The organism is Nonlabens spongiae (assembly GCF_002117125.1).
In the GTDB taxonomy this organism is placed as follows: Bacteria; Bacteroidota; Bacteroidia; order Flavobacteriales; family Flavobacteriaceae; genus Nonlabens; species Nonlabens spongiae.
In genome coordinates this window covers 976,580-992,019 of the sequence record NZ_CP019344.1, presented here as the reverse complement: position 1 = coordinate 992,019, position 15,440 = coordinate 976,580, and the positions used below count along the sequence as shown (strand labels likewise).

Genomic DNA, 15,440 nt, shown 5'->3' with positions numbered 1-15,440 from the left:
TTGTCAATAACCCGTATGTATCAAGAAGATAGCTGGTCGCTTGCGAAGATCGACTTTTTCTTTAATCCAACTGCTTATGGCCAATGTCCTGATGTATTCAGTAGGTAGCGTCAAGTCACAGGCTATTCCCAATAGCGTATCCTTCCTCAAACTGGACACGATTTCATCAAACAACTTATTGTTACGATAAGGAGTTTCAATAAAAACCTGGGTTTGATTAAATTTTGATGAAAGCTGTTCAAACTCTTTGAGCTTTCTCTTACGCTCGGGCTTATCTATAGGTAGATACCCATTAAAAGCAAAACTCTGGCCGTTCATGCCACTAGCCATAACGGCAAGTAATATACTACTTGGGCCCACAAGTGGCTTGACACTTATTCCCATTTTGTGCGCCAAAGCAACAACATCGGCCCCTGGATCAGCGACTCCAGGTACACCGGCTTCACTCATGAGTCCTATATCTTCTCCCTCTTGGCATTTCAGCAGGAAACTCGGTAATTCAGCTGGATCGGTAAATTTATTGAGAACATTAAAGTTTAGAGATGGCTGCGATTTGCTGGGAACGACTTTTTTAATAAACCTTCGCGCCGTTTTCTCGTTTTCCACGATGTAAGTAGAAATTTGCTCCACCGCTTTTCTGACCGACATGGGAAGCACCTCGAGGTGATTAACGTCCCCTAGTGTAACTGGTATTAGGTATAAAGTTCCGCTTTGTTGCATGAATATTATGGTGATCTAATGATTTGGATAATGTTCTTGACGGGTTCGCTTTCGCGAAAGCGATATCTCAATTTAATTCCTCAACTTTATAACCTCTGTGGGTTCTCAAAAACTGCTCGCTTATATGTCTTGCATCTTGAGGATGATTTAGGTCCGTGACAATTTTTTCAAGTATGTTAGGATCTGTGCTTTGAATCTTAAGCGTGCTATAACCATAACCTTTAACGTGACCTTTATCCACCCATAATATAGCGCGCTCAGCTGGCTCTCTACCACGGGTTTTTATGATTCCTGTTTTGTTTTTGAGACTCACCTCGCTCATTAAGTTCATGACCAGCTCGTTATGCTTATCGGCAGACATATAGTTCTTGGGAGCGTGAGAATTATTATAATCATCGTGATTTGAGAAGTGCAAGTCTAGATTATCTCTAGAAAATATTCTCTCAAGAAAATTCATGCCTGACTGGCGGTTACTGAAAGTAAGAAAATAGGAGCTTCTGCCAGTATGTTTCTGGATCTTACAATAGATGTAACCATCGTCGCCCTCATCCAGTACGAGCTCATGACTGAAGATTTTTCTTCTTTTTTTATTAAACTTAGGCTGGAGTTTTTTGATGGTTTCATTTTCTTTTATTGCCGCAATGAGATTATTGCCAGTATTTTCTGTAGTGATATCTACCACATTTTTTACAAGCAATTTATTGAGTCGAGTAGGCTTTGTAAAATGTCTGTTGACTTGGCTTTTAACATTTTTGCCCTTACCGAGAAATATCAACTCTTGTTCCATATCGTAAAACGAGTAGGTTCCGGTTACTGAGGGAACGGTGTCAAGTAACTCCTTGAGATTTTTGGGGAGTCTTTTGCGTACTTTTTTCTTGAGTGTCTCTTGAATAATGCTCTGATCAGTATCCTTATTGAGCAAAAGTTGAAATAATCTTAAGGTTGCGGTTGCATCTCCCGTTGCTCGATGCCTATCAGTTATAGGAATTCCAAGACTACGCACTAATTTGCCTAAACTATAGCTTTCTTGGTCTGGTAACAGTTTTTGGGATAGTTCAACCGTACATAGAGTAGTGCGATTATATTCATAGCCCAGTCGGTCAAATTCTAATTGCAGGATGCGCAAATCAAAATCCGTATTATGCGCAACTATGACACAATCTTCTGTGATTTCAATGATCCGCTTTGCAAGCTCATAAAACTTAGGAGCTTTGGCCAGCATCTTATTATTGATTCCCGTGAGTTTTGTTACATAAGGATCAATTCTCCTCTCAGGATTTACAAGACTAGAAAATTTGTCAGTAACTTCATGACCATCAAATTGATAGATGGCAATTTCTGTAATACCTTCTTCATTATACTTGCCTCCAGTACCTTCAATGTCTAAAATCGCGTACAATTATCCCTTGTTTGAGTCGATGAAGAATTAAAGCTTTGCACCATAGATTTCATCATACAAATGCTTGTAATGAGCCTTGATATTGCGCCTTTTCAGTTTCATGGTAGGTGTGAGCAATTCTGCATCTATAGTCCATTCTTCTGGAGTCAATCTGAACGTTTTTACTCGTTCCCACTTCCCAAATTTTTCATTATGCTCATTGATCTCTTGCTCATATCTATTGATTACCTTCTCTTGAGAACATAGATCTTTAATATCACTGTATTTTATCCCTTTACGTTCTGCCCATTCTTTTAAAAATTCAAAATTGGGCTGGATAAGGGCTGCCGGCATTTTCTCGCCTTCTCCTATGACCATGATTTGCTCGATAAATCGAGACTGTTTCATGGTGTTCTCTATAATTTGAGGGGCTACGTATTTACCACCAGAGGTTTTAAACATCTCTTTTTTACGATCTGTTATGCGTAAAAATCCATCACTATCTATCTCACCGATATCTCCAGTATGGAAGTAACCTTTCTCGTCAATGGCTTCAGCGGTTTTAACGGGATCCTTGTAGTAACCTATCATGCGCTGCGGGCCATTGATAATAATCTCTCCGTCTTCAGCTATGCGCACGTCAGTTTCTGGTAAAGGCTTACCTACAGAGCCGATTTTGAAACCTTTGTTTCTCATATCATTCACAGATATTACCGGGCTCGTCTCGGTAAGACCATAACCTTCCATCACGGGAACGCCAGCTGCATTGAAGACACGAGCGAGTCGTGGTTGTAAAGCCGCACTACCACTAGCAATCGCCTTGAGATTACCACCCAGTGCTTCTTGCCATTTTGAGAAAATGATCTTGCGGGCGATTCCTAATTTTTTCTCGTACCACCAGCCATTTGCACTGTAAGGTTCCCACTCCAGACCCAATTCCACCGCCCAGAAGAACAGTTTCTTTTTAATTCCGGTCAAATCTGCGCCCTTGGCAATGATTTTGTCATATACCTTTTCCAGTAGTCTAGGTACAGCACTCATAACTTCAGGTTTTACTTCCTTCAAGTTTTCTGAGATGGTTTCAAGAGATTCAGCAAAATAGATTCCAGTACCCGTATATATATATAGGTATTGCAACATACGTTCATATATGTGACAAACGGGTAGAAAACTTAGAGCTTTGCCGCCGCCTTGTTCAACAGGTAATCGAGTCTCTGAATGGATTGCGTTGCTAGCTATATTCTTATGAGACAGCATCACACCTTTTGGGCGACCGGTCGTTCCAGAAGTGTAAATAAGGGTTGCGAGGTCATCCTCGCCTATGGAATTCATTGAGGTCTCCAGTTGCTCTTGATATTCATCGTCTTGCCCCATTTTCTTAACCTCTTCCCAGCTGGCGCAGCCGTTTATGTCATTAAAAGAGTAGACTTCAATTAAAGAGGATACCTGAGATTTAATACTCATGACCTTGTCATAAACCTCTTGATCGCTCACAAAAACATACTTCGATTCACTGTGGTTCATCACGTAAGCATAATCCTCCTCAGAAATGGTAGGATAAATAGGCACATTTTGCGCTCCGGTTTGCATGATACCTATGTCCATTATGTTCCATTCAGTACGGTTTGTGGAAGATATAACGGCAACCTTGTCATCTTTCTTAATTCCAAGTTTCATCAAGCCTCTAGAAATCTCACAGGCCTGATCTATAAAAGATTGGGTGGAGGTTTGTTCCCACTGACCGTTCTTTTTTGTCACAAGGGCATCAGGTCTTGGAAATTTTTCCAATTGGTAATATGGGAAATCGAATAGTCTTTTTATTTGCATGTCGTAAAAAATAATACAGCAAAATAAGGATATATCTGTATTAATCAAATCTCTTTCTTAAAAAGGGTGTAATATTTTTATCTCGCTTTCGCGAAAGCGTAACTTCAAAAAAGATTTTTTTCTAATTATAAGGTATCAATTGTTTGAAAAATTAATTTCTGCGCTTAATCGATAAATAATTTATTTAACTTGATTCTAACAACTATGGTGAAAGTGAGCCAGAAGACGGCATTGTCTAAATCATACAAAGTGAGCGGAATACTTAATTCTTTGCAAATCCAAAAAAAATGTGAAATTAATTATAAGAATAATTAAAATTAGAACTGCCGCATTTTCAAAGCTTATAGATTTAAACAATTGTTGAAACGTTCAGCAGAATAATTTAAACTTTAATAAATGAAAAACATTACTCAATCGCTACTGCTCGCATTAGTGATCAGCATTTCAGGCTGGTCTTTTGGGCAAGTAGTTACAACCACGGCCGATGATGGCACACCAGGTTCCCTGCGTGTCGTTATAGCAAACGCCTCAAACGGTGATACCATCACCTTTGACTCAAGTATCGCTGGTCAACAAGTTCAAGTCACTAATGGTGCAATCGATATTGATGCTGGACTGGTAGGTTCCCTAACAATCAGTGGAAGCAACAACGGTATGAATACTGAAATTGCAGGTACTTCTGGGAATCGCATCTTTGATTTGACGAGTACTCTTGCGGGTACGATTACCATAAATAATGTTGATTTAGTCAATGGTTCAGCTTCACAGGGTGGAGCTGTTATAGTTTCAGGCTTTACTACAACGCTGAACATGACTGATTCATCTTTTTCCAATAATACCGCAACTGGTAGCGCCGCTACTGATGGAGGTGGGGCAATCTTCAACGATGGTGCAATTGTTAGTATAACGAATACTACTTTTAATAATAACGTTGCTAATGGTACTTCTGGAAACGGTGGTGCTATCATGAATTCTAATAGTGGTACAATTAATATTACAAACTGTGACTTTGATGCAAACACATCACAAAGAGCAGGAGGAGCGATAGAAGACAATTCAGGTATAGTAGGTGATCTTATTATTTCTGGATCTACTTTTACAAACAATAGTGCAGGTTCCAACCCTGGAAACGGTGGTGCCATCCATCTTACAGGTGATGGAAACTCGACTATTACAAGTTCTACCTTTACGGATAATACAGCTTCAAATGAGGGCGGTGCATTATGGAATGGTAGCGGAATAATGACAATAAATGGAACTACGCCTAACATCACCTTAATTGAAGACAATATTGCTTCAGGTAACGATGCGATTACACCTGGAGCTGCTGGAGGTGGAGGTATTTATAATGAAGGTGGTAGTGTTACCATTAATCCTAATGTTACTATTAATAGCAATCAAGCTACAGGAGCTCAATCAACAGGAGGAGGAATTCTTTCAGCTGGTGGATCCTTATCAATTACCGATGTAATAATAACAGCAAACGAATCTAATCGTGCAGGTGGTGGGATCGAAATCAATGGCGGCGCTACCTTAACAATTAATGATAGCAATCTAAGCAATAACGTAACGGGTGTTGCAACTGGAACTGGTGCTCCTGGAAATGGAGGTGCGCTACATGTTTCTGGAAATAGTACTGTCAATATCACAAACAGTGTAATAAATGGAAATACTGCTGCGAGTGAAGGTGGAGGATTGTGGAATGGTGCTGGAACACTTACTGTTACCAGTTCAACTTTAGATGGAAATACTGCTAGCGGTGACGACGCGGATAATGGTGGTGGAGCCATTTTTGGTATTCCGGGAGGAACTATTATCATTCAAAATGGTACTCAAATCTTAAACAATGTCGCTGCTGGAACTTCTGGATCCGGTGGTGGTATATTAGCAGATGGAGCAAACCTAACTGTTGATGCCTCAACCCTCAATGCTAACTCTGCAAACAGAGCAGGTGGTGCGATCGAGGTGGTAGGAGATAACTCAACTACTGTTACCATTATTAATGTAACGATGAATTCCAACTTTGCCGGAACAGACGTAAACGGAATTACTATGAGTGCGAACCCTGGTAGTGGTGGAGGTATCCACGTTACGGGTGCTCAAGACCTTACTATAAACGGTGGAACCATCAATTCTAACACGGCAGCACTATCAGGTGGTGCGCTATGGAATAATACTGGAATCATGACGGTTACGGGAACTACAATTGATGGAAATACCGCAAGCGGAGATGCCGCTACTAATGGTGGAGGAGGAATCTTTCAACTCGCTAATGGTTCTCTAGTTGTAGGTTCTGGAACTCAAATTTTAAACAATATTGCTAACGGAACTTCTGGTTCTGGAGGAGGTATCTTAGTTGGTGCTGACGGTAGTTTAGACATTGACGGAGCATCAATCATAGGAAACGTTTCAAATCGTGCCGGTGGAGGTATCGAAATTTCTTCAGGTACTAATGCTGGTTCAGTAACCATAGACGATACTATGCTAAACAGCAATAGAACTGGTGTAGATGGATCAGGGAGTATTGCTGTCTCTGCTGCACCTGGAAATGGTGGTGGACTCCACATAACAGGTCCTCAGGACGTAACCATTACAAATGGTCAAGCAAATTCAAACCAAGCTGCTAATGAAGGTGGTGGACTTTGGAACGGAAGTGGACTTATGACGTTGGCCGGAACCCTGCAGGTTAATGCTAACACTGCATTGGGTACTGCGCCAGGAACAGCCATGAATCCTGGCGAAGCAGGTGGTGGAGGTGTTTTCAGTGAAGGTGGAGATATTACCATTACTGGAACAGTTCAAATTAATGCTAATAACGCAACGGGTGCTACTGCTACAGGTGGTGGTATCCTGATGAATGGTGGTGGTACACTTACCGCAACTGGAACAACGATCAACAGCAACTCTACAAATAGAGCTGGTGGAGGTATTGAAAGTAATAGCGGTGGAGCGGTGATTCTGACAGATGTAACATTGAACAGCAATACAGCTGGAGCCGTTACTGGAATGAACGCACCAGGAAATGGTGGAGGTTTACACATTTCAGGAAATGGTGATGTGACCGTTTTACGAGGTGTTGCAAATTCCAATACGGCAGCAAGTGAAGGTGGAGCTCTGTGGAATGGAGCTGGAACTATGACTGTTACAGGAACCATTTTGAACAATAACACTGCAAGTGGTGATGATGCAAATAATGGAGGTGGTGCAATTTTTGGAATTCCGGGTGGTTCGATAGTAATAGAGGCAGGAACTCAAATCAATAATAATGTTGCTGACGGTACTTCAGGTTCTGGAGGGGGAATCCTCGCAGATGGCGCAAATCTAAGTGTAGATGGTGCTACAATTACCGGTAATTCTGCAAATAGAGCTGGTGGTGGTATTGAAATTACTGGAGATGGAAGTTCTACGGTGAGCATTTCTGCTACTACATTAAACGGAAACTTTGCTGGAACAGATGTTAACGGTGTCGTTGCTTCAGCAAATCCGGGTAGTGGAGGTGGACTTCACGTATCAGGAACTCAAGATTTAACGATTACAGGTGGTACTGTTAATGGTAATTCAGCTGCTTTCACAGGTGGTGGATTGTGGAACCACACTGGAACCATGACCGTTACAGGTACCGTGATCGATGGAAACATCGCAAGTGGTGATGCCGCTGCTAACGGTGGTGGAGGAATTTTCCAATTACCTGGTGGATCGCTAGTCGTTGCAACAGGTACCACAATTTCAAATAACATAGCTGCTGGTACATCAGGTTCTGGTGGTGGAATATTAGTGGTTGAAGGTAACTTAGACATCGATGGAGCAACTATTTCAGGAAATTCTGCAAATAGAGCTGGTGGCGGTATAGAAGTTACTGCTGGTACTGGCACGTCTGTTACTCTAGATGACGTTGCGCTAAACAACAATTTTGCGGGTACTGACGCTAACGGTGTGACCATGGCAGCTGCTCCAGGAAGTGGAGGTGGACTTCATGTCACAGGTGTACAAGATGTGAGTATTACCAATGGATCCGTAAGCGGAAACACCGCAGCCTTAACTGGTGGTGGTTTGTGGAACAATACAGGTACCATGACGGTTACAGGTACTATCATAGATGCTAATATCGCTAGTGGTGATGCTGCTGACAATGGTGGTGGTGGAATTTTCCAGTTACCAACTGGATCCTTAATCATAGGCGCAGGTACTCAAATCACTAACAACGTAGCTGATGGAACTTCTGGCTCTGGTGGTGGAATCTTGATAGGTGCTGATGGTAGTTTGGACATGGATGGTGTAACGCTTACTGGAAATGTCGCTAACAGGGCCGGTGGTGCAATTGAAATTGCGTCTGGTTCAAATGCAGGAGTAGTTACCATAGATGATTCAAGCCTAAATGACAACCGTGCAGGTGTCGATGCAAATGGAGATCTAGATGCTGCTGCGAGTCCAGGTAATGGTGGGGCAATCCACATTACTGGACCCCAGGACCTTTCAATCACTGGTGGGACCGTAAATGGAAATGCCGCTGGTAGAGAAGGTGGTGGGCTATGGAATGGTTCTGGAGTAATGACAGTCTCAGGAGTAACTCTGGATGGGAATACTGCAATCGGAGAATCAACTCCAGGATCAACTAATCCTGGTGACGTAGGTGGTGGTGGAATCTTCAATAATGGAGGATCACTCGTTGTAAATAGCAATTCGGTTATAACTAATAATACAGCTACTGGAAGTACCAGCACAGGAGGAGGTATTCTTTCTGAGGGTGGATCTGTGGATGTTTCTGATTCCTCTGTAACCGATAACTCGTCTAATCGTGCTGGTGGTGGTATAGAAGTAAACAATAGTGCTCCACTTACGCTTACAAATGTGGTTCTTAATGGAAATGAAACCGGTGTTGTAACTGGTATGGCTGCTCCAGGTAATGGTGGTGGTATCCACGTTTCAGGTGATAGTTCAGTAGATATTTCTGGTGGTACAGTAAATAATAACGTTGCTGCCAGTGAAGGTGGTGGACTTTGGAATGGGTCAGGTATCATGATCGTTTCTGATGCACAAATTGATAGTAACATTGCTAATGGTTCAGGGATGGACAATGGTGGTGGAGGTGTCTTTAACAACGGTGGAGATATTGAAATCTATGACTCAACCATTTCTAGGAATGAAGCATCCGGTTCAAATGGAGGCGGTATTTCTAATGAGACCGGTACCTTAATTGTTGGAACGAGCACAATTTCTTCTAATACCGCTGCTATGATGGGTGGTGGTATCTATAACAACGGTACAAGTGTAAATACAAATGCGATTACTGTAGGTGCAAATTCAGCTACTGGTGATGGTGGAGGACTTGCAAATGCTGCTGGAACTTTCACTCTCAAGAATACTGCCGTTGGTTTAAACACTGGAGCTACAAATGGCGATGTTGCCGGATCGATCAGCTCAAACGGATTTAACTTAATCCAAGTAGACGATTCTGATGCATTTGCTGAAGTAAGTTCTGACTTAGTGGGTACTACTGCAAATCCTAGAGATGCAGCTTTTGGACCTCTTCAGGATAATGGAGGTGGTCTTGAAACTCACGCCTTGACACAAGGTTCTGAAGCTCAAGATATAGGTGATCCTAACGATACCTTTACAGATCAGCGTGGTCAACCCGTCTTCGGAGCAGCTCGTGATGCCGGTGCTTATGAGGCTCAAATGACCTTGAGTCTCGATGACATCGCAAATGGATTGGATCAAATAAAGTTGTTTCCTAATCCAGCTAGAGGTGCAAACTTTACGATAGAGATCCCAGAAAACATAAATAATAATGTTACCTATATGATTTCTGACATGTCTGGTAAAACGATATCAAATGGTGAGCTTAGTTCTGGTCTCAATAGAATGAGTCTCAACAATATCACTAGTGGTATTTACATCGTGAATCTTCAATCTGAGGGTCAGACTCACGCATTGAAATTGATTGTTGAATAGTTAAGTTAAGTTGATAGTAGAAAGCCCGTTGAGCAAAAGTTCAACGGGCTTTTTTATAGTTACGCTTTCGCGAAAGCGAGATCTATTTCAATCTACTCCACATCTACATCAATCGTCTCGTTTCTGAAAACCAAATTGTCTTCAAAGGCATCGATCAAAACAATACTCTCGGTAGAAATAGTATTTGCCAAAATCTCCTTAGAAAGCTTGTTCAAAATCTCACGCTGAATCACTCGCTTCACAGGGCGTGCTCCGTATTGCGGTTCATAGCCCAATTTAGCAAGTAGATCAATTGCGTCTTCAGTCGCGTCTATGGTGATACCTTGTTTAGACAACATCTTAGTCACGTTGCGCAGTTGCAGTTCCACGATTTCTTTTATCTCATCGTTAGAAAGCGGTGTGAACATCACGATGTCATCGATACGGTTGATAAACTCTGGTCGCACGCGCTGTTTTAACGCACCCACGACTTCCATCTTGGTTGTGTCAATCAAACTATCCAGACTCGCAGAATCACCATTGAAATTCTCAAACTTCTGCTGTATGATTTCAGCTCCCATGTTTGACGTCATAATTATGATCGCGTTCTTGAAGTCAGCTACACGCCCTTTGTTATCGGTCAATCTACCCTCATCAAGTACCTGCAACAAGATGTTGAAAGTGTCGGGATGTGCTTTTTCAATCTCATCCAGCAAGACTACGCTGTAAGGTTTTCTGCGTACTGCTTCAGTAAGCTGTCCACCTTCATCATACCCTACATATCCTGGAGGAGCACCTACCAGACGGCTCACGCTGTGTCGCTCTTGATACTCACTCATATCGATGCGCGTCATCGAGGCTTCATCGTTGAAAAGGAACTCTGCGAGCGCTTTAGCAAGTTCAGTTTTACCGACTCCAGTTGTACCTAGGAATAAAAAAGATCCCACAGGTTTGTTCTGATCTTGAAGACCTGCGCGGCTGCGTCGCACGGCATCACTCACAGCTTCAATCGCTTCTTTCTGGCCTACGACTCGATTGCCCAATTCTTCTTCTAGGCGCAAGAGTTTTTCTCGCTCGCTTTGAAGCATTTTAGTTACGGGTATACCGGTCCATTTTGCGACAACCTCTGCGATATCGTCATAGGTTACTTCTTCTTGGATCAAGGCTTTGGTTTCATCGGCAGCTTCATTTTGAGCTTGAAGTTTTGCCAGTTCATCTTGAGCCTCCTTGATTTTACCGTAACGCAATTCTGCTACTTTACCGTAGTCACCTTCTCGCTCAGCGCGTTCTGCTTCCAGGCGGTAGTTCTCAATATCAGATTTCAACGATTGAATGCTATCCACAACAGATTTTTCATTCTCCCACTGTGCATTGAGCTCATTACGAGTTTCTTTGAGGTTAGCCAGCTCTGACCTTAAATTCTTGAGTTTTACCTCATCGTTTTCTCTTTTGATCGCCTCGATCTCAATTTCAAGTTGCATGATCTTGCGATCCAAAACATCGAGTTCTTCTGGCTTTGAATTGATCTCCATACGCAATTTAGATGCAGCCTCGTCCATCAAATCGATCGCTTTATCAGGTAAGAATCGGTTTGTGATGTAGCGCTGTGATAATTCAACAGCTCCTATGATAGCATCATCTTTAATCTGCACTTTATGGTGAGTTTCATACTTATCTTTAATACCACGCAGTATGGAGATCGCACTTTCCGTATCTGGTTCATCAACGATGACCTTCTGGAAACGGCGCTCTAGCGCTTTATCCTTCTCAAAGTATTTTTGATATTCATCGAGTGTCGTAGCGCCTATCGCACGTAATTCACCACGGGCCAGCGCAGGCTTTAAAATATTTGCCGCATCCATGGCGCCCTCGCCACCTCCAGCACCTACAAGCGTGTGGATCTCATCGATAAAGAGAACGATATCACCAGCACTGGTAGTCACTTCTTTTACCACTGATTTCAATCGCTCTTCAAATTCACCTTTATACTTAGCACCAGCAATCAACGCTCCCATGTCTAGGGAAAAAATCTGCTTGTTTTTAAGATTTTCTGGTACGTCTCCGCCTACAATACGGTGGGCGAGACCTTCTGCGATAGCGGTTTTACCTACACCAGGTTCTCCCACGAGCATGGGATTATTTTTGGTTCTACGCGAGAGGATCTGCAATATTCTGCGTATCTCTTCATCACGACCTATAACGGGATCTAGTTTTCCCTGATCAGCAAGCTGGTTGAGGTTTTTTGCGTATTTGCCCAAAGCATTATAAGTATCCTCTGCACTTTGAGAAGTCACATTATTGCCTTGGCGCAGTTCTTCAATCGCCGCTTCCAGGTTTTTCTTAGTGATGCCTTGATCTTTTAAAATCTGGGCGGTTTTAGACTTTCCATCAAAAATTGAAATGAGCAAATGTTCAATACTTACATATTCATCACCCATTTTATTGGCTAGCGAGGTTGCTGCGTTGAGCACCCGACCGGTTTCTCTGGAAAGAGTGAGGTCACCACCATCGACTTTAGGAAATGAGTTGATCTGACTATCGATCAATTGATTTACTAAATCGAGGTTAACGTTCAATTTTTTAAACACAAACGGAAGCACGTTCTGATCTGCCTGAGCGATACCCTTGAAAAGATGTGCATTTTCAATTTGTTGCTGACCATTTTCCTGGGTAAGTTGCTGCGCAAACTGCAGAGCTTCCTGTGATTTTATAGTGAGTTTATTGGGATTCATATTTCTTTTTTTCTTCCGTTAAGTCAAATGATGTGCCGTGTCAATTTTTGACATTAAGTCAGTATAATTGAGAAATTTTTATGACACCTTGACGGTTTATCATTTTGTTATCACAGTTATTGCTGCAATAAATATATTTTTGATATTGCGTTAAGATTGATGCGGTCTCGCTTTCGCGAAAGCGGAACAACATTAAGTAGTCGAGATCAATCTTCATAGCGCCAGGCTAAAGTTATTTTGGTCACTAAAAATAAGATTATGGGTATTATAAATAAAATTTTCAAGTCCCAACGAGATATCGCTAAAGAGGAAATCAAAGGGATTGAATGGGAGCACTTAGACTCCATAGATCAGTTAGATAATTTGATCAAGAACAGCAAACTTAAGCCTAAGGTGATCTTTAAGCACAGCACACGTTGCGGAATAAGCCGCATGGCGCTCAATCAATTTGAGAATAACTATACCTCAGGTATGGATCAGGCAGTGTATTACCTTTTAGACCTTATCGCAAATCGAGACGTGAGCAACGCTGTAGCTGAGAAGCTTAGCGTCCAGCACCAGTCGCCCCAAGTTATCGTGATTGATAATGAACAGGTGATTCACACAGAATCGCACCATGGGATCGACATCAAAAAAATTCAAGAACTTATCAAAAAGTAACTCAATGAAAAACGTAAACCGCGTACTCATACTGGCATTAATCGTTTTTGCCGCCTCTTGTAAAACCAATGTTTTTACGGGTAAAAAAACGTTGAACTTTGTATCAAACAGTCAGATATTCCCAACAGCTTATGCGCAATACGATCAATTCCTTACTGAAAACAAGGTGATCACAGGAACCGCAGAATCTGAAATGATCAAAAGAGTAGGGCAAAAAATAAAAACTGCTGCCGAGCGCTGGTTAAATGCGCTAGGCGAGGAAGGTTATCTTAATGGATATAAATGGGAATATAATCTCGTTCAAGATGAAACGGTAAACGCATGGTGTATGCCAGGAGGTAAAATCGTTTTTTATACTGGGATTTTACCCATTTGTCAAGATGAAACAGGTGTAGCGGTAGTAATGGGGCACGAGGTAGCGCACGCGCTTGCAGATCACGGTGCGCAACGCATGAGTGCTGGTCAGCTGCAAGCTGTAGGAGCAGCGGCCACCGCGGTAGGAGGTCAACTTGCTGGAGCAGGACAGGATACCCAGCAGATTATCAATCAAGCTTATGGATTAGGTTCACAGCTGGGTGGTATGTTGCCTTTCTCTAGAAGTCATGAAAATGAAGCGGATACTATAGGTATATATCTTATGGCAATCGCGGGATATAATCCGGACGAGGCAGCCCAGCTCTGGGAGCGCATGAAAGCAAACAGCGGTGGTCAAGCGCCACCTGAATTTTTCAGCACGCACCCACACCCAGATACACGTATTCAAAATTTACAAGCTCTCGCTGCTGATGCTAGAAAAGAAGCCGCCAAGTATGGTGTGACCTCCTTTAAGTAGAAAGATAAAATCGATGATTTAAATCCAGCTCGGTAGAGCTGGATTTTTTGTTTTTAGAATTTCACAAGAAATTATATCTCAATCTTCTTCAACTCGTAATAATTGCGTTTTAATTTCTTTAAAAGAATACCGTAAATCAATAGGTAAAATAGATATAAAATGAGACTCATGATTGCAAAAATTACGAAAAAGAATCCCATGACCATCATATTTACGAGCAGCTCACCACGGTCATGAGCAAGCATTTCCTTTAACGCGATGGTTTGTGGATCATTGTCTAAAGCAATCCAGCCTCCCCACATTCCCACAACCATTATATAAGCCAAATTGTACCATATATAGTATTTCATGGTACGCCTAGTCTTAAGAATATTTTTCATTAGTTTACGACTAGGTTGGTCGACCCTTATATTTTTATAATTTTTAAAAAATTGATATATAAAAAAAGTATGATGATATAGTGAAATGCACTTGTACCATATATATACCAACTTCCAAAAATTTCAACAAAATCTATATCATCATACAGACTTGTGCTCATAATTCCTAAAAAACAAAAGAATGCAAACTCACCTATGGCTATAAACAATAACCACTTTACAATGCTACTCGACTTATGGTGCAGTAGACCCTTAATCTTCTCACTACTGTATCGCGGCAAGCTTGCATCTTGCGCCTGCCATTTTGATTTTAAAATATCTAATTGATCCATCTTCTATGGATTTATAATATTCGTTAATTTGGTTTTGATGCGATTCATCTTCACCCGTGCATTTACCTCGCTTATTCCTAGTGTCGCACTTATTTCTTTGTAATTTTTATCCTCTAGATAAAGAAAGACCAGAGCCTTTTCAATATCATTGAGTTGTTTGATAGCGCCGTAGAGTAGGGTAAGCTGCTCCATCATCTCGTCATCTTCTTCCTTCAGTTCAATTTTAAACTCTACACTATCATAAGCTTGGGTTTGAACCCTTCGCTTTCCCTTTCTGTACAGTGTGATCGCCGTGTTGAGCGCAACCCTGTACATCCAGGTGGAGAACTTTGAATCACCTCTGAACTTGGGGTAAGCCTTCCACAGCTGCACCGTAACCTCTTGAAAGAGATCGTTGTGCGCATCTTGATCGTTAGTGTACAAACGGCAGATCTTGTGCACGATGTTCTGGTTTTCTTCCAGTAATCTCACAAATTCCTGCTCTTGGTTCTTGCTCACGTTTTTTGGTTATGAACGATTAGTAGCTCAATAATGGACTTTGTTACAAACCTATTTTAATTTCTAAAAACCGACTCTTGTTTTCAAGCCTAAGACTATGTTAAGCACCTACGTTCAGTCTATTTCAGGATTTATCTTTGTACAAATGCC

10 protein-coding genes are annotated in these 15,440 nt (G+C 41.7%); 3 read left to right on the top strand and 7 right to left on the bottom strand.

Translation table 11 applies throughout. The annotated features are described in order from the left end of the window. Positions 1-3: 3 nt before the first annotated feature. The 3 genes from BST97_RS04505 to BST97_RS04495 all read right to left on the bottom strand — a co-directional run bounded on the left by BST97_RS04505 (position 4) and on the right by BST97_RS04495 (position 3,925). Entirely contained in the window at positions 4-720 is a 717-nt protein-coding gene (locus tag BST97_RS04505; RefSeq protein WP_085766111.1) for an SAM-dependent methyltransferase, read from the bottom strand. 67 nt (positions 721-787) lie between these two features. Continuing rightward, on the bottom strand, positions 788-2,119 hold the full coding sequence (locus BST97_RS04500; protein WP_085766110.1) for an exonuclease domain-containing protein: 1,332 nt from the start codon (positions 2,117-2,119) through the stop codon (positions 788-790). Positions 2,120-2,146: 27 nt separating this feature from the next. Then, positions 2,147-3,925: an AMP-dependent synthetase/ligase gene (locus BST97_RS04495; RefSeq protein ID WP_085766109.1), complete on the bottom strand. Its 1,779-nt coding sequence runs from the start codon at positions 3,923-3,925 to the stop codon at positions 2,147-2,149. Positions 3,926-4,321: 396 nt separating this feature from the next. Between BST97_RS04495 and BST97_RS04490 the strand changes: the two genes are divergently transcribed. After that, a complete protein-coding gene (locus tag BST97_RS04490; protein WP_245833661.1) occupies positions 4,322-9,877 on the top strand; it encodes a choice-of-anchor Q domain-containing protein in 5,556 nt (1,851 codons plus the stop codon). 92 nt (positions 9,878-9,969) lie between these two features. Here the strand turns inward: BST97_RS04490 and clpB are convergent, their stop codons facing one another. Next, on the bottom strand, positions 9,970-12,588 hold the full coding sequence (gene clpB, locus BST97_RS04485) for an ATP-dependent chaperone ClpB (protein WP_085766108.1): 2,619 nt from the start codon (positions 12,586-12,588) through the stop codon (positions 9,970-9,972). Between the two features lie 258 nt (positions 12,589-12,846). Between clpB and ytxJ the strand changes: the two genes are divergently transcribed. Both ytxJ and BST97_RS04475 read left to right on the top strand, forming a co-directional pair. Next, on the top strand, positions 12,847-13,248 hold the full coding sequence (gene ytxJ / locus BST97_RS04480; protein WP_085766107.1) for a bacillithiol system redox-active protein YtxJ: 402 nt from the start codon (positions 12,847-12,849) through the stop codon (positions 13,246-13,248). A gap of 4 nt (positions 13,249-13,252) precedes the next feature. Further along, the gene (locus BST97_RS04475; RefSeq protein WP_085766106.1) at positions 13,253-14,080 is read left to right on the top strand and encodes a M48 family metallopeptidase; all 828 of its coding nucleotides are present in this window, start codon (positions 13,253-13,255) and stop codon (positions 14,078-14,080) included. Positions 14,081-14,151: 71 nt separating this feature from the next. On the opposite strand, the gene BST97_RS04470 is transcribed toward BST97_RS04475, so the two are convergent. The 3 genes from BST97_RS04470 to BST97_RS04460 are packed head-to-tail and all read right to left on the bottom strand — an operon-like array spanning position 14,152 to position 15,290. Next, on the bottom strand, positions 14,152-14,460 hold the full coding sequence (locus tag BST97_RS04470) for a hypothetical protein (protein WP_157111444.1): 309 nt from the start codon (positions 14,458-14,460) through the stop codon (positions 14,152-14,154). Positions 14,461-14,486: 26 nt separating this feature from the next. Next, on the bottom strand, positions 14,487-14,792 hold the full coding sequence (locus BST97_RS04465) for a hypothetical protein (RefSeq protein WP_085766104.1): 306 nt from the start codon (positions 14,790-14,792) through the stop codon (positions 14,487-14,489). Positions 14,793-14,795: 3 nt separating this feature from the next. Further along, the gene (locus tag BST97_RS04460) at positions 14,796-15,290 is read right to left on the bottom strand and encodes an RNA polymerase sigma factor (protein ID WP_085766103.1); all 495 of its coding nucleotides are present in this window, start codon (positions 15,288-15,290) and stop codon (positions 14,796-14,798) included. Between the last annotated feature and the right edge of the window lie 150 nt (positions 15,291-15,440).

Coding starts and splice junctions, on each gene's coding strand:
- BST97_RS04505 (WP_085766111.1), bottom strand. CDS start 720: ATGCAACAAAGCGGAACTTTATACCTAATACCAGTTACACTAGGGGAC.
- BST97_RS04495 (WP_085766109.1), bottom strand. CDS start 3,925: ATGCAAATAAAAAGACTATTCGATTTCCCATATTACCAATTGGAAAAA.
- BST97_RS04490 (WP_245833661.1), top strand. CDS start 4,322: ATGAAAAACATTACTCAATCGCTACTGCTCGCATTAGTGATCAGCATT.
- clpB (WP_085766108.1), bottom strand. CDS start 12,588: ATGAATCCCAATAAACTCACTATAAAATCACAGGAAGCTCTGCAGTTT.
- ytxJ (WP_085766107.1), top strand. CDS start 12,847: ATGGGTATTATAAATAAAATTTTCAAGTCCCAACGAGATATCGCTAAA.
- BST97_RS04475 (WP_085766106.1), top strand. CDS start 13,253: ATGAAAAACGTAAACCGCGTACTCATACTGGCATTAATCGTTTTTGCC.
- BST97_RS04470 (WP_157111444.1), bottom strand. CDS start 14,460: ATGAAAAATATTCTTAAGACTAGGCGTACCATGAAATACTATATATGG.
- BST97_RS04465 (WP_085766104.1), bottom strand. CDS start 14,792: ATGGATCAATTAGATATTTTAAAATCAAAATGGCAGGCGCAAGATGCA.